The sequence below is a fragment of the Ruegeria sp. SCSIO 43209 genome, from assembly GCF_019904295.1.
In the GTDB taxonomy this organism is placed as follows: Bacteria; Pseudomonadota; Alphaproteobacteria; order Rhodobacterales; family Rhodobacteraceae; genus Ruegeria.
On the sequence record NZ_CP065359.1, the window covers coordinates 2006740 to 2022912 of the forward strand.

The window sequence follows — 16173 nt, forward strand, 5'->3', positions numbered from 1 at the left end:
CATACACCTTCTATCCGAGCCGCTCTTCCAGCCAGTCCACCCGCCAAGAGACCGGCCCTTTTGGAACGTTTTCTATTACGAACCCATAGTCTGGTAACCGGTCGCACAAAGCATCGTATTCCGCAATAGCTGCGGCCAAGTTGTGCCGCCGGTCATCATCCTGTTCGAATATCTCAGGCCAAGGAGGAAAGAGAAACACGCATGGGTCGTAGCCCAAGTGCAGTATCTGTTCACGCACTTTGGTCTCCAACGGTGTACCGGTTCGATCAAACCAAATCAGCGCGTCCAATGCCGAACGATCAAATAGCACAAGTTAATCTTTGGCATTGCTGAAGTCAGATATCGCAAGTTCAATGATCCTGCGGCAGAATACCTCGGAGTTGACCCAAGGCAGAGCGCGACCACCACCTTGTCTTTCCTCGGCAATGACACGACGACCCGGCTCGGAAACTGTTGAATATCCGCGACGGGCCATCTCCTCCAGCAGTGTTGATTTACCACCACCGGAGCATCCAGAAAGCACGACGCAACGCGGGCTCATCTGACTTTCAGCGTCGCCAGCCCGATCATCGCTAAGATCAGTGAAATGATCCAGAACCGGATCACGATGGTGGGTTCAGCCCAGCCCTTTTTCTCATAATGGTGATGGATCGGTGCCATCAGGAACACGCGCTTTCCGGTCCGTTTGAAATAAAGAACCTGGATGATCACACTCAAAGCTTCAACCACGAACAGCCCGCCCACGACTGCCAATACCAACTCGTGTTTGGTAGCCACGGCGATCGCGCCCAGCGCACCGCCCAGAGCCAGTGATCCGGTATCACCCATGAAAACCGCCGCCGGAGGGGCGTTGTACCACAAGAATCCCAGCCCCGCACCGAACAGCGCTGAAGTGAAGATGAAGATTTCACCGGTGCCAGGCACATAGTGAACATCAAGATACTCGGTGAAGTCGACCCGCCCAACCGCATAGGCAATCACACCAAGGGTCGAGGCCGCGATCATCGCGGGCATGATCGCCAGCCCGTCCAGACCATCTGTCAGGTTCACCGCGTTGGCCGCACCCACAATGACGATCACCGCAAAGGGGATATAGAAAAGGCCAAGATTGATCAGCGTATCCTTGAACACCGGCAGAGCCAGTTGGTTTTGCAAATCGCTGGGATGGTGCAGCGTCGCCCAGAGTGACGCCAGCACGGCGATGATGATCCCCAGCGCCAACCGCATTTTACCGGAAACGCCCTTGGTGTTCTGCTTTGAGACCTTGGCATAATCGTCCGCAAAGCCGATGGCCGCATAGGCCAGCGTCACGAACAGTACCATCCAGACATATGGATTGTCCCAGCGCGCCCAGATCAGGGTCGAGGTGACCAGCGCACCCACGATCAGCAGCCCGCCCATGGTAGGGGTTCCAGCCTTGGACAGATGCGCTTCGGGGCCGTCATCGCGGATCGGTTGACCTTTGCCTTGCCGTTTGCGCAATACGTTGATCAAGGGTTTTCCGAACAAAAACCCAAAGATCAGCGCAGTCAGAAAGGCGCCCCCTGCCCGGAAGGTGATATAGCGGAAGAGGTTCCAGAAATCCCCTCCGTCCGACAGGGCGGTTAACCAATAGAGCATTACAAAACCTTTCTCACAATACGGCGGCTCTCTGGCGCGCTGCCTTGCCCCATTTGCCGCAGACCGTCAACGATCTGCGCCAGAGCCATGCTGAGAGAGCCCTTGGCCATCACTACATCGCCGCTACGGATCAATTCCGGCAGATGGGCGGCCATCTCATCGCTGGTTTCCGTCGACAACCCGCGCTTGCCCTCGGGCAGAGCCTGATGCAGCGCTTGCATCAACGGGCCGATGCAATGAACCTGATCGACATGCGCCATCGCAGGCACCTCGGCCATGGCGGCGTGCATCGCCTGCTCTTGCGCACCAAGCTCTTTCATGTCGCCCAGAAACGCGATCTTGCGTTTGCCCGCCGACGCAGACAGCACGTCGAGAGCGGCCTCCATCGAGGTTGGATTGGCGTTGTAGCTGTCATCGAGCAGTTCAATCTGCCCGCCATCTGGCAGCGCGATCACCTCGCGCACACCGCGCCCTTTGACCGGAGACCAGCCGCGCAGACCGGCAATCGCCTGATCCAGATCGACCCCCAGCGCGACACAGGCCGCCAGAGCGCCCAGCGCATTCATAGCAAAGTGAGTTCCCGCGGATTGGACATCGAATGTGATGTCTGCGCCGCCGACAATACCGTGTCCCCGCACCGAGTCAGGGCCTTGGAGCACGTTGGTCAGCGCATAGTCCCGCGCCTTGTGGCCAAATTCGACGATCCTTGCACCATGCGCAGCGGCGCAGTCGCGCAAGATGCCCGCGTGTTCGATATCGGCGTTGACGATAGCGGTGCCGCCCTCGGCCAGCCCGTCGAAGATCGCAGCCTTTTCAAAAGCAATACCCGCAACCGAGTCGAAGGCTTCGAGGTGGACGGCGGCTACTGTGGTCACCAGCCCCACATGCGGTTGCGCCTGACGCGCCAGCGGAGCGATTTCGCCCGGATGATTCATGCCGATCTCGATCACTGCGAACTCGGTGTCGCGCGGCATTCGCGCCAGCGTCAAAGGCACGCCCCAATGGTTATTGTAGCTGGCGACGCTGGCATGAGTTTTGCCTTGCGTCTCCAGAATGCTGGCCAGCATTTCCTTGGTCGAGGTTTTACCCACGCTGCCAGTCACCCCCACCACGCGTGCACCTGTCCGGGCGCGAGCCGCCTGCCCCAACGCCTCTAGACCCGTCTGCACATCGTCGACGATCAACAGCGGTGCATCTTCGGGCACGCCTTCGGGAATATGCGACACAAGCGCTGCGCCTGCGCCTTTTTCAAGCGCTTGGGCGACGAAATCATGGCCGTCGCGGGCAGCCTTCAACGCAACGAACAGGTCACCCGGCTGCAGGGTGCGCGTGTCGATGGAGACGCCGTTCACCTGCCAATCGGTGGTGGCGCGCCCGTTGGTAGCCTCTGCGGCCTCGGCTGCGGTCCAGAGCGTCATGCGACCCTCCCGTCCAGCGCGGCAACGCTGATACTGGCCTGTTCCACATCGTCAAAGGGCAGGACCTGATCTCCGACGATCTGGCCGGTTTCGTGTCCCTTGCCCGCAATCAGCAGAGCGTCGCCCGGTTGCAGCGCGTCGATGCCGCGCAGGATGGCCTCGGCCCGGTCGCCGACTTCCGTGGCTTCGGGTGCGCCCAACATGACAGCACCGCGGATGGTGGCCGGGTCTTCGCTGCGTGGATTGTCATCGGTAACAAAGACCACATCGGCGTTTTCAGCAGCGGCCCGCCCCATCAATGGGCGTTTAGTGGCGTCTCGGTCACCGCCTGCACCAACAATGGCGATCAGACGTCCCATGACATGCGGGCGCATCGCCTTCAGTGCAGTGGCCACGGCATCCGGCGTATGAGCGTAATCGACAAACACCGCCGCGCCGTTGTCACGTGTGGCAGCCAGCTGCATCCGCCCGCGCACGGTGATCAGGTGCGGCAAGGTATCGAACACGCGGTCGGGGTCCTCGCCCGCCGCGATGACCAATCCGCAAGCCAGCAAAACGTTCTCGGCCTGAAAGCCGCCGATCAGATTCAGGCGGGCTTGATAGGCCTTGCCTTTCCATGAAAAGCGCAAATCCTGCCCGGTCGCGTCAAAGCGTTGATTCAGAAGACAAAGATCAGAACCCTCAGGGCCTACGGTGATGATATTCTGGCCGCGTGCCTCGGCGATCTTGCGCATCTCAGCACCCTTGGGATCACCAAGGTTGACCACAGCGACCCCGTCTTCGGGCAGCACACGATCAAACAGACCCGCCTTGGCTGCGAAATAGGCCTCGAACGTGTCGTGATAGTCCAGATGATCCTGCGTGAAATTCGAGAACCCGGCAGCGGTCAGATGCACCCCGTCCAAGCGACGCTGTTCAAGCCCGTGCGAGGAGGCCTCCATCGCCGCATGGGTCACGCCATTTTCGGCAGCCTCGGCAAGACAGCGGTGCAGAGTGACCGGCTCGGGTGTGGTATGGGCCAGCGGCGCAGTCCATGCGCCCTCGACCCCAGTGGTGCCCAGGTTGACGGCGGCAAGTCCAAGCTCGGTCCAGATCTGGCGGACGAAACTGGCGACCGAGGTTTTTCCATTGGTGCCGGTGACCGCCACGATAGTCTGCGGTTGCGCGCCAAACCATAGGGCGGCGGCCCCTGCCAGTGCCTGACGGGGGTCTTCCGTGACGATCAGCGCAGCATCGGATGCGGCCAGTTCGTCGGTGGCGATCTCGGCCCCTTTCGCGTCCGTCAGGATCGCGGTGGCCCCCATGCGCAAGGCGTATTGGATGAAGTCTCCACCATGGACTCGGGTGCCGGGAAGGGCTGCAAAGAGGAAACCGTCTTTGACCTCGCGGCTGTCGACAGCCAGACCGGTGATTTCGGGATTGGCCCCTCCCCGTGCGGTCAGGGCCAGTTCGCTGAGTTTCTTTGACCGATTGCCCATGACCCACCTTTCGCTGGACAGCCTAATTTGAGGTCAGCGTTATAGCAGCGCGCGCCTCAGGCTCAAGCCGGGGTCTGAGACCCAATAGCGGCGCCACCCGTCCAATCAGTTCGGCAGCAACGGGAACGGCAGTCCAACCCGCCGTGCGGCGCTTTTCGCCATAGGCTACGATGGACGGTTCATCCAGCGTGACGATTAGCACATATTTCGGATCATAAGCCGGGAAGATGGTGGCGAAGGTGGCAATCACCTTGTCCTCATAGTACCCGCCACGCGGCTTGGGTTTATCGGCAGTACCGGTTTTTCCCGCCACGTCGTACCCTTTGACATCACCAAAGCTGGCGGTGCCATCCGTGACCACTTTGCGTAGCATATTTTGCGCCTGCTTGGCGGTGTTTTCGGACATCACGCGAGGGCCGTATTGCGGGCCATTGCGGCGCAAGATCGTGGGGCTGACATAGTACCCGCCATTGGCAATCGCTGCGTAACCAGCGGCCAGATGCATGGGGCTGGTCGAAAGGCCGTGGCCATAAGAAATCGTCACGGTGCTCAACTCGCCCCATTTCTTGGGCTTGAGCGGTTGCCCGCCCTTGGCCTCGACAATCTCGAATGGGGTTGGGTCGAACATGCCTAGCGCGTTCAGAAAATCCTGTTGCCGGTCGGCCCCGATTTGCAAGGCCAGCCGCCCGGTGCCTCGGTTCGAGCTGTATTTGATTACATCCGAGACACTGATCTCACCATAATTCTTGCCGTTAAACTCGCCAATCGGGAAGCGCCCGATTTTCATTGGGCCGGAAGTGTCAATGATGGTGTTGGAGTTCACCAGACCTAGCTGCACCGCCTGCGCGGCGGTGAAGATTTTGAACACCGAACCCAGCTCATAGACACCCTGTACGTAGCGATTGAACAGCGGGCTGTCCGAGGGATCGAAGCCCGAGGTCGGTGGGCGCGGACGGTCATTGGGGTCAAAAGACGGCAACGACGCGGCCGAGACGACCTCGCCCGTATGGGCGTTCATCAGAACCGCCGAGGCTCCTTTGGCGTTCATGATCTTCATGCCGCCATAAAGCACCTGTTCCACCGCCGCTTGAACGGTCAGATCCAGCGACAGTTGCAGCGGCTTGTTGCCGTTGGCCGGGTCGCGCAGATAGCCGTCGAACTGTTTTTCGACGCCAGCTACGCCGATCACCTCAGCTGCGCTGACACCTTCGCGGCCAAAGCCCGAGCCGCCCAGAATATGCGCCGCGAGTCTGCCATTGGGATATAGCCGCATTTCGCGCGGGCCGAACAGGATGCCGGGATCTCCGATGTCATGCACCGCCTGCTTCTGCTCGGGCGAGATGCGCTTCTTGATCCACAGGAATTTTCGCTTACCGGTGAAGTCTTTGACCAAACGCTCTTTTTCCAGATCAGGGAAAATAGCGACCAGTTGCTCGGCTGCGGCGATCGGGTCAATCATCAGCGGTGGCTGCGCATAGACAGAATAGGTGTCCAGATTGGTCGCCAGAATACGGCCTTCGCGATCCACGATATTGGCGCGTTGCATGGCGATGGAGGCCCCCGGCGCACTTGCCAATGGTTCTTGCGCCTCGGATGTCGCCAGAACGCCCATACGAAAGCCTACGATCGAAAAGGCGCAAAAGAAGAAAAGACCCAACACCAACAGGCGGCCCTCGGCGCGTGCGCGGGCGCGGTCTTTCATGTCTTCGTGGCGTTTGCGGATGTTCTCTCTCTCAATCGCCTTGGGGTTTTCACCCTTTGCACGGGCGTCGAGGATACGGGCCAGAGGGCGAAGTGGTGTGCGGGTCATGGAACCTGCACCTCGATCAGTGCCTGAATGTCAGTGACGTCCTGTATTTCAAGCGGGTCGACGATGGGCAGATCCGGGTCCTCGCCATAGGAAATCTGATCGGCGCGACCAAACTGCTCAGCCCGCAGAGGCAGCAAGCTGAGACGTTCGAAATTCAAGTCCGCCAGCTCACGCAAACGATCAGGCCGGTTTAGATAGGCCCATTCAGCATTCAGCACGGCGAGTCGCGCCTGCGCCATACCAATCTGGCCTTGCAGCGACTGCGTTTCCTTCAGCACCTGCTGCGTGCGGTAGTTCTCTTGATAAGCCCAAAGCGCCAGCCCGAACACGGATAGTGCAGTCAACACATACAGAATACTCTTCATCTTGCCCTTCCCCCCAATTGCGGCATGCCGATGGCCCGGGCCTCAATTTCCCCTGCCGGGGCATCCGTTCTTATCGCGACACGCAATTTTGCCGAGCGTGCACGTGGGTTTTCTTCAAGTTCCTGCTCATCCGGCCCAACGGCCTTGCGGGTCTTGAGTGTGAATTGCGGCTTCTCCTGCTCCATCTCAGGCGCATAACGGTTGGCGCGTCCGGTTTTGCCCGCGCGCGATTGGAAGAACCGCTTCACCATCCGGTCTTCTATGGAATGGAAAGTCACAACGGCCAGTTGCCCCCCCGGCTTCAAAGCGCGCTCGGCGGCCATAAGCCCCTGAAACAGTTCTTCGTATTCTGCGTTCACCGCGATCCTTAGCCCCTGAAAGCTGCGCGTCGCCGGGTGCGATTGGCCCGGTTTGGGGCGCGGCAGGCAGGATTCGATAATCTCGACCAGCCGCAGAGTTGTTTTGATCGGTTCTTCGGCCCGCGCCTTGACGATGGCCTTTGCTATACGACGACTGGCGCGTTCCTCCCCGAAATGGAACAGGATGTCGGCCAATTGCGTCTCGGTTGCCGCATTCACCAGATCAGCTGCGCTTTCACCATCTTGGCTCATCCGCATGTCCAACGGACCGTCTTTCATGAAGGAAAAACCGCGTTCAGCCTGATCCAACTGCATGGATGAGACACCAAGGTCCAGCACCACGCCATCCAGGTCCTTTGCATAATCATCCATGCGAGAGAACACGCCCTGCTGCATCACCAGCCGGTCACCATATTCCCCAGCCCAGTCAGCGGCCATTTCAAATGCCAGTGGGTCGCGATCGACGCCAATGACTTTCTCGGCCCCGGCCTCCAGCAATGCACGAGTATAGCCGCCTGCGCCGAATGTGCCGTCCAGCCAGGCACCGGATACCGGCGCCACAGCGGCCAGCAACGGGCGCAGCAGTACGGGGATATGAGGTTTGTCCGATGAGGTCTGAGCGCCGGCCATGCCGTCACCCATCCCCGATGCCATCGAGATACTGCATCGGATCGAAATCATCCGGCAGATCGTCCAGCCATTCCTCGGTCGTGGCCAGTTCCTCGGCCTCGTATGTCTCGGGCTTCCAGATCTGGAAGGTATCACCGGCGGCGATAAAGAACGCCTCGTTTTCAAGGTCGATCTTGTTGCGCAGCTTTGCGGGCAGCACCAAACGACCCGTTTCGTCCACATTGGTCGGGAAGGACTGACCATGGAACATCCGCTGAAGCATCCGACGCTGCATCGAGCCACGTGGCAGCGCATCGATCTTGGCATCCACCTCGTCGATCGCTTCCATGGTGTAACATTCAAGGTATTTGCGGCGGTGGTCGCCATAGACAATCACGAGTTCAGGATTGTCACCGGGTTGCCAGCTGGGGTCCGAGGCCTCAAGCACACGACGAAACGAGGCCGGGATCGAGACCCTGCCCTTCGTATCCACCTTATGCTGGCTTTCGCCTCTAAACCTGCGCGCCAAGACGACTGTCCCTTTCGCTTGCGCCCCACCTCAAAATTCACGTTCCCCCGGAAGTAAAACGGCGGGTTGATCTGCTGCCACTGATCAACCCGCCGCATTGACCCGCTTTGCGGGATGTCCAGCTGCGCGCGCCACCTGGGGGGATGTCTGCTCGCCCGCGCGCCGGATCTGTTAAGTGATGAAAGCGAGATGCCTGTATGAAACCTGTTTTTGTATTTTTGGTTCGGGGTCGTTTGGCGCCCCTTAACTGTCCTCGCCCTCATCGGGTACACAAGGGATGCCATGGGAATTCATGGAAATCAATAGGAAATTTGCATATGGAGGCCTGATGCAGACTTCAGATCAAGACTAATACAATCGAAACTTGGATCAAATATGCCACAAATTGTGCCCCTGATGCTCACCAACACTAAATATGTAAGAATTGACGCCTAAATTATTCCTCCCATGAATTCCCAATAATTTTCAGAATTATGGATTATTTGGCGCAGACACTCATGAATGACAGCCGAAGAGGACGAATCGCGGTCCCTTTACAGGGCCTTTCCCATAGTCGCCCCATGCTTTCCCATAGCGCCATCACCCCAGGCGCCGGACCTGCCGTGAGAAGATTTGCCCCTCTTGAGTTGACACAACATGCCCAAACAAACACCAATTCCGCTCAATAGATAAGCGGTCACCATCACAGGGTCTGGACACACGAAACGTCAACCACACGTGAAAACCAGTATTTTAAAGGCAATTATTGGGGCGTACCGGATTATCCTGCCAATCCATGCATTTGCTGCATAGCAGCATTGACGACGCGAACTATTGTGCAATCGCAGCATTTGCCTATCTTCAGTCTCAAGCAAACGCCGGACGATGCCGGCAACAGTAAGAATGAACGGATCATGAAGATGGCAGTCGCAAGCACACAAACGGCTCTGAAAGGCACACCGGCAAATGGAATCTCAACGCTGGTTGAGACCGTGAAAACCCGGGTTGCTCGTTATCGCCTGTACCGTCAGACAGTCAACGAATTGTCGGGACTGTCAGATCGGGAATTGGCTGATCTGGGCTTGCACCGCTCGATGATCCGCCGGCTGGCCCAACAGGCCACCGAAGAGCAGATCGCGCGGTAAGCGCAACAAGAACACCGAGATCAGGTCCGTCCTCCTCCCTTTCGGACCTGTATTTTAGCGGCAGCGTCTCTCCTCCTCCCTGACGTTGCCGCACCTAATACCGGCCCTGACCGCCGGAACCTGATACATCGGGGCTCTCCTCCTCCCTGCCTCGATGTTGAAAGCGCGCGGCGACGTCTTCCTCCTCCCTGACGTCGCCGCGTCTTCCTCATACCGGGATCAAACCCGGGTTCGGATACATCGGGGCTTCCTCCTCCCTGCCCTGATGTAGAAAAGAACGGCGGTTCCCCTCCTCCTCCCTGGGAACCGCCGTTTTTCGTTTTTTGCGCACAAGATGTAGGCTGGGGTCGTGAACGATTTGTCAGGAGTCTCCCATGGCCGCTTATTTCATCGCCCAGATTTCCATTCATGACCCGGATGGGTACCAGAAATACCTCGAAGGATTCATGCCGATCTTTGACCGGCATGGCGGAAGGCTTCTGACCGTATCCTCAAAACCCGTTGAAGTGATCGAAGGCAGTTGGGAAGAAGATGGGATCGTCCTGATGGAGTTTCCGGATATGGCTGCCGCAAACGCGTGGAAGGACGATCCGGACTATGTCGAATTGGCTAAGATCAGGCAAAAAACGGCGACGGCGAATCTTGTGCTGGTCGAAGGGTTGTAAGCTTCAGAACGGCACGTCATCCTTGTTGGTCAGAAAGCGCGAGACCACTTTCTTAACCCCTGCCTTGTCGAAATCGACCTCGACTTTATCACCTTCGATGCCGATCACTGCGCCATAGCCGAATTTCTGGTGAAACACTCGCTCGCCCAGCGTAAAGCTGGCCACGGCGGTCGCATCAATCACAGTATTCCGGCTTTCTTTTGGCTGAGACATGCCATATTGACCCTGCCGCGCCTGCATCCGCTTCCAGCCCGGAGAGTTATAGACATTCGCCTCGGCTGCGCGGGTTTCGATCCCGGCTGCCTGCTGACCACCACCATAGAGCCCCGGAGGTGTCAGCACTTCCACGTGATCTTCGGGCAACTCATCAATGAACCGGGACGGCATCGAATTCTGCCATTGTCCAAACACCCGTCGGTTGGCTGCAAAGGAAATCGTACAGACTTCTTCTGCGCGGGTAATACCGACATAGGCCAGCCTTCGTTCTTCTTCGAGGCCTTTGAGACCGGATTCGTCCATCGAACGCTGAGAGGGGAACAATCCATCCTCCCACCCCGGAAGGAAAACCGCGGGAAACTCCAGCCCCTTGGCCGCGTGCAGCGTCATGATCGAGACTTTGGCCCCGTCGCTGTCCTGCTCGTTATCCATCACCAGACTGACATGCTCCAGAAACCCCTGCAGGTTCTCGAAATTGTCCAGCTGGTTGACCAGTTCCTTAAGGTTTTCCAGCCGCCCCGGCGCCTCGGGCGTCTTTTCGTTCTGCCAATGCGCGGTATAGCCGGATTCGTCCAAGACGATCTGCGCCAGCTCGATATGCGAATGCTCGGGCGCGCCGTATCGGATCGGTGAAACACCGTCATCAATCACCGTATCATCGTCCACCTCAATCCGAGGCCCACGCGTCATTGCATTCCACCGCGCCAACCCGTCGATCAGTTCGCGCAGCGCCTTGCCACCCTTGCCCTTGATCAGGCTGTTATCGACCGCGATCCGCGCCCCTTCGACCAGAGACACGCCATTCTCGCGCGCCACAACCTGAATCGTTTGCTGCGCCTTGTCGCCGAGGCCGCGTTTGGGTGTGTTCACGATCCGCTCGAAGGCCAGATCATCCTCGGGGCTGACCACAAGCCGGAAATAGGCCATGGCATCGCGAATCTCCATCCGCTCATAGAACCGAGGGCCGCCGATCACTTTGTAAGGCAGACCGATGGTCAAAAACCGATCCTCAAACGCCCGCATCTGGTGCGAGGCGCGCACGAGGATCGCCATCTCATCAAGGTTCATCGGCCGCACACCGCGCGTGCCACCTTGCATCGCGTCGATCTCTTCCCCGATCCAACGTGCTTCTTCCTCGCCATCCCAATGGCCGATCAGACGGACCTTTTCACCCTCTTCGCGGTCGGTCCAAAGCTCTTTGCCCAAGCGGCTTTCATTGCCACGAATTACGTTGGACGCAGCGGCCAAAATATGCGGGGTCGAGCGGTAGTTCTGTTCCAGCCGGACCACGAAGGCGCCGGGGAAGTCCTTTTCGAACCGCAGGATGTTGCCCACCTCGGCCCCGCGCCAGCCATAGATCGACTGATCGTCATCGCCGACGCAACAGATGTTCTTGTGGCCCCCGGCAAGCAGGCGAAGCCAGAGGTATTGGGCGACGTTGGTATCCTGATACTCGTCCACGAGGATGTAGCGGAACCAGCGCTGGTATTGCTCCAGAACGTCCGGATGGGTCTTAAAAATCGTGACCATGTGCAGCAGAAGATCACCGAAATCCACCGCGTTCAGCTCGCGTAAGCGGGTCTGGTATTGGGCATAGAGTTCGATGCCCTTATGATTATAGGCCCCGGCATCTGCGGCAGGCACCTTATCGGGCGTCAGGGCTCGGTTTTTCCAGTCATCGATGATCCCTGCCAGCATCCGTGCGGGCCAGCGCTTATCGTCGATATTGGCGGCTTGAGTAAGCTGTTTCAGCAGCCGTTTCTGATCATCGCTGTCCAGAATGGTGAAATTCGACTTCAGCCCGACCAATTCCGCGTGGCGACGCAAAAGCTTGACGCAGATTGCGTGGAACGTGCCCAGCCATGGCATGCCCTCAGCGGGTCGACCCAGCATGCGCCCTACGCGCTGTTTCATCTCGCGCGCGGCCTTGTTGGTGAAGGTCACCGCCAGAATCTCATTCTCGCGCACCCGATGGGTTCTCAGAAGATGGGTGATCCGAGCGGTCAGAGCTTTTGTTTTGCCCGTGCCCGCACCAGCCAACATCAGCACCGGACCATCCAGCCGCTCAACCGCTTCGCGCTGCGCCGGGTTGAGATCGTTGAGGTACTCAGCCGAGGTCGCAGGCATCGCCCGCGCCGACAGCGATGCGCCTTCGAAGGCGTCCATTTCGTCAAAACTGCTCATGCCGGTAAACTACGCCGGATGGGCGCGGAGGGAAAGGGTTTGTTCACGGCTTGTTCGCTCAAATCAAATAGAATCATCCCTCCAAAGGGCGCAGCGAAGATTTTCGGGGAAACGGGCATAATCTGCTCTTTTCTACGAGGGATTGATGCCGCAATGCAGCATGTGCAATAAGTTTGCGCAAAAGGGCGGCGTTTGCGAGCGTTAACATGCCGGTTCTACCCAGAACTACATATGTACGTGGCCGTATTGTCCGCCTATGCACAAGGCCACAGCCATTAAGACCGGGACCTGAAATGACAGACTTCAAGAAAATCCTGATTGCCAATCGCGGCGAGATTGCCATCCGTGTGATGCGGGCAGCCAACGAGATGGGCAAGCGCACCGTCGCGGTCTTCGCCGAGGAGGACAAGTTGGGCCTGCACCGGTTCAAGGCGGATGAGGCCTATCGCATTGGCGCAGATCTGGGACCGGTTGCGGCGTATCTGTCGATTGACGAGATCATCCGGGTGGCCAAAGAAAGCGGCGCAGATGCGATCCACCCCGGTTACGGTTTGCTGTCCGAAAACCCGGATTTCGTGGATGCCTGTGTTCAGAACGGCATCACCTTCATCGGACCCAAGGCCGAGACCATGCGCGCGCTTGGCGACAAGGCCAGCGCTCGGAAAGTGGCGATTGCCGCCGACGTTCCGGTTATCCCGGCGACCGAGGTGTTGGGCGACGACATGGTAGCCATCAAGGCCGAGGCAGCCGAGATCGGCTATCCGCTGATGCTGAAAGCGTCTTGGGGCGGTGGCGGACGCGGGATGCGCCCGATCCTGTCCGAGGATGAGCTGGAAGAGAAAGTGCTGGAAGGCCGCCGCGAAGCCGAGGCCGCCTTTGGCAACGGTGAGGGCTATCTGGAAAAGATGATTACCCGTGCCCGCCATGTTGAGGTGCAGATTCTCGGCGATAAGCACGGTGAGATATACCACCTCTATGAACGCGATTGTTCGGTCCAGCGCCGCAACCAGAAGGTCGTGGAACGCGCGCCTGCCCCGTACCTGACCGAAGAACAGCGCGCCGAAATCTGCGAGCTGGGCCGCCGTATCTGCGCCCATGTGAACTATGAATGCGCGGGCACCGTCGAGTTCCTGATGGATATGAACACCGGCAAGTTCTACTTCATCGAAGTGAACCCGCGCGTGCAGGTGGAACACACCGTCACCGAGGAAGTCACCGGCATCGACATCGTGCAGGCTCAGATCCTGATCGCCGAGGGCAAGACCCTGATCGAGGCCACCGGCAAGGCCACGCAGTCCGACATTCGCCTGAACGGCCACGCGCTGCAGACCCGCGTGACCACCGAGGACCCACTAAACAACTTCATCCCCGACTATGGCCGCATCACCGCCTATCGCTCGGCCACCGGCATGGGCATTCGTCTGGATGGCGGCACCGCTTATGCAGGCGGGGTGATCACGCGGTATTACGATTCGCTGCTGACCAAGGTGACCGCTTGGGCCCCAACGCCAGAAAAGGCGATTGCGCGGATGGACCGTGCGCTGCGGGAATTCCGTGTGCGCGGTGTTTCCACCAACATCGCATTTGTCGAAAACCTGCTAAAGCACCCGACTTTCCTGTCGAATGAATACACCACCAAATTCATCGATGAGACACCGGACCTGTTCCAGTTCAAGAAACGCCGCGACCGGGGCACCAAGGTTCTGAACTATATCGCCGACATCACTGTGAACGGGCATCCCGAAACCAAGGATCGCCCGATGCCGCGCCCCGACCTGAAAGAGGCCAGGCCCCCCGCGCCCAAGGCCGAACCGCAGATGGGCACCCGCAACCTGCTGGAGCAAAAAGGCCCGCAGGCGGTGGCTGACTGGATGAAGGCGCAGCGTCAGCTGCTGATCACCGACACCACCATGCGCGACGGGCACCAGTCGCTGCTGGCAACCCGGATGCGCTCGATCGATATGATCAAAGTAGCACCTAGCTATGCTGCGAACTTGCCGCAGCTATTCAGCGTCGAATGCTGGGGCGGTGCAACCTTCGATGTCGCCTATCGCTTCCTGCAGGAATGCCCTTGGCAGCGCCTGCGTGATCTGCGTGAGGCGATGCCAAACCTGATGACCCAGATGCTGCTGCGCGGGGCGAACGGGGTTGGCTATACCAACTATCCCGATAACGTGGTGCAGGAGTTTGTGCGTCAGGCGGCCAAGGGTGTCGACGTGTTCCGCGTGTTCGACTCGCTGAACTGGGTCGAGAACATGCGCGTCGCCATGGACGCGGTGATCGAAAACAACAAGATCTGTGAAGGCACCGTTTGCTATACCGGCGATATTCTGGACCCGGACCGTGCTAAGTATGACCTCAAATACTATGTCGGAATGGCCAAGGAACTGCGTGACGCTGGCGCACATGTGCTGGGCCTGAAGGATATGGCCGGACTGCTGAAACCGGCCTCCGCCAAGATCCTGATCCGGGCGCTGAAGGAAGAGGTCGGGCTGCCGATCCACTTCCACACCCATGACACCGCAGGCATTGCAAGCGCCACCATTCTGGCCGCCTCCGAGGCCGGTGTGGACGCGGTGGATTGCGCGATGGACAGTTTCAGCGGCAACACCTCTCAGGCAACGCTCGGCACCGTGGTCGAGGCGTTGCGCCATACCGAGCGAGACACCGGGCTGGACATCAAGGCCATCCGTGAGATCAGCGACTATTTCGAGGCAGTGCGTGGCCAATACGCGGCCTTCGAGTCCAGCCTGCAGGCCCCGGCCTCCGAGGTATATCTGCACGAAATGCCTGGTGGTCAGTTTACCAACCTCAAGGCACAGGCGCGTTCGCTTGGACTCGAAGAACGCTGGCACGAGGTTGCTCAGATGTATGCGGACGTGAACCAGATGTTCGGCGATATCGTCAAGGTGACGCCGTCGTCCAAGGTGGTCGGTGACATGGCGCTGATGATGGTCAGCCAGAACATGACCCGCGCGCAGGTCGAAGACCCGAACACTGATGTCGCCTTCCCCGAATCGGTGGTGGACATGATGCGCGGCAATCTGGGTCAGCCTCCGGGCGGGTTCCCCGATACCATCATCCAGAAGGTCCTGAAGGACGAGGCCCCCAACACCGAACGCCCCGGCAAGCATGTCGAAGCGGTCGATCTCGAGGCCACCCGCGCCGATTTGTCCAAACAGCTTGAGGGCAAAGAGATCGATGACGAGGACCTGAACGGATATCTGATGTATCCCAAGGTGTTCCTCGACTATATGGGCCGTCACCGCACTTATGGCCCGGTCCGTACCCTCCCCACGCGTACCTTCTTTTACGGCATGGAGCCGGGCGAGGAGATCACCGCCGAGATCGATCCCGGCAAGACGCTGGAGATTCGCTGTCAGGCCATCGGCGAGACGGACGAGAATGGCGAGGTTCGCGTGTTCTTCGAACTCAACGGTCAGCCCCGCGTGATCCGCGTGCCGAACCGTTTGGTGAAAGCATCAACCGCTCAGCGGCCAAAGGCCGAAGTTGGTAACCCCAACCATATCGGCGCGCCAATGCCGGGTGTCGTTGCAACTGTTGCCGCTGTCACAGGTCAAGAAGTCAAAGAAGGCGATCTGCTGCTGACCATCGAAGCGATGAAGATGGAAACAGGTATCCACGCCGAGCGCGACGCGGTGGTCAAGGCCGTTCACGTCCAGCCCGGAGGTCAAATCGACGCCAAGGATCTGCTGGTCGAACTGGAATAACCGGTTTAGCCTTCTAAGCTAATAAGGGCCGTTCGGGGAACCGGGCGGCCCTTTCAACATCAGGA

General features: G+C 58.9%; 11 protein-coding genes and 1 pseudogene. 3 read left to right on the forward strand and 9 right to left on the reverse strand.

Annotated elements, in window-relative coordinates:
- Positions 1–10: 10 nt before the first annotated feature.
- The 8 genes and pseudogenes from I5192_RS22485 to mraZ all read right to left on the reverse strand — a co-directional run bounded on the left by I5192_RS22485 (position 11) and on the right by mraZ (position 8188).
- A pseudogene (locus tag I5192_RS22485) lies at positions 11–541 on the reverse strand (AAA family ATPase).
- Entirely contained in the window at positions 538–1620 is a 1083-nt protein-coding gene (gene mraY, locus I5192_RS10065) for a phospho-N-acetylmuramoyl-pentapeptide-transferase (protein ID WP_170392049.1), read from the reverse strand. Before mraY ends, I5192_RS22485 begins: the two are co-directional and overlap by 4 nt.
- Positions 1620–3038 (reverse strand): UDP-N-acetylmuramoyl-tripeptide--D-alanyl-D-alanine ligase, encoded by a 1419-nt coding sequence (gene murF / locus I5192_RS10070; protein ID WP_223116782.1) that lies wholly within the window; start codon positions 3036–3038, stop codon positions 1620–1622. The genes mraY and murF overlap by 1 nt, the downstream gene beginning before the upstream one ends.
- Entirely contained in the window at positions 3035–4516 is a 1482-nt protein-coding gene (locus tag I5192_RS10075; RefSeq protein WP_223116783.1) for a UDP-N-acetylmuramoyl-L-alanyl-D-glutamate--2,6-diaminopimelate ligase, read from the reverse strand. Before I5192_RS10075 ends, murF begins: the two co-directional genes overlap by 4 nt.
- Before the next feature lie 22 nt (positions 4517–4538).
- A complete protein-coding gene (locus I5192_RS10080) occupies positions 4539–6326 on the reverse strand; it encodes a penicillin-binding protein 2 (protein ID WP_223116784.1) in 1788 nt (595 codons plus the stop codon).
- Complete coding sequence (locus I5192_RS10085; protein WP_170392057.1) at positions 6323–6691, reverse strand: cell division protein FtsL; 369 nt, start codon at positions 6689–6691, stop codon at positions 6323–6325. The genes I5192_RS10080 and I5192_RS10085 overlap by 4 nt, the downstream gene beginning before the upstream one ends.
- Entirely contained in the window at positions 6688–7680 is a 993-nt protein-coding gene (rsmH, locus tag I5192_RS10090; protein ID WP_170422402.1) for a 16S rRNA (cytosine(1402)-N(4))-methyltransferase RsmH, read from the reverse strand. The genes I5192_RS10085 and rsmH overlap by 4 nt, the downstream gene beginning before the upstream one ends.
- 4 nt (positions 7681–7684) lie before the next feature.
- Positions 7685–8188 carry a division/cell wall cluster transcriptional repressor MraZ gene (mraZ, locus tag I5192_RS10095; protein WP_170401403.1) on the reverse strand — a complete coding sequence of 168 codons (504 nt, stop codon included), beginning with the start codon at positions 8186–8188 and terminating at the stop codon, positions 7685–7687.
- Positions 8189–9087: 899 nt separating this feature from the next.
- Here mraZ and I5192_RS10100 point away from each other — a divergent pair.
- Positions 9088–9312 (forward strand): DUF1127 domain-containing protein, encoded by a 225-nt coding sequence (locus I5192_RS10100; RefSeq protein ID WP_170392061.1) that lies wholly within the window; start codon positions 9088–9090, stop codon positions 9310–9312.
- 374 nt (positions 9313–9686) lie between these two features.
- Positions 9687–9977 (forward strand): DUF1330 domain-containing protein, encoded by a 291-nt coding sequence (locus I5192_RS10105; protein WP_170401405.1) that lies wholly within the window; start codon positions 9687–9689, stop codon positions 9975–9977.
- 3 nt (positions 9978–9980) lie between these two features.
- Here the strand turns inward: I5192_RS10105 and I5192_RS10110 are convergent, their stop codons facing one another.
- Positions 9981–12377, reverse strand: coding sequence for an ATP-dependent helicase (locus I5192_RS10110; RefSeq protein ID WP_223116785.1), 2397 nt, complete (start codon positions 12375–12377; stop codon positions 9981–9983).
- A 293-nt stretch (positions 12378–12670) separates the two neighbouring features.
- Here I5192_RS10110 and I5192_RS10115 point away from each other — a divergent pair, with 293 nt between their 5' ends.
- Positions 12671–16108: a pyruvate carboxylase gene (locus tag I5192_RS10115; RefSeq protein ID WP_223116786.1), complete on the forward strand. Its 3438-nt coding sequence runs from the start codon at positions 12671–12673 to the stop codon at positions 16106–16108.
- Positions 16109–16173 lie beyond the last annotated feature (65 nt).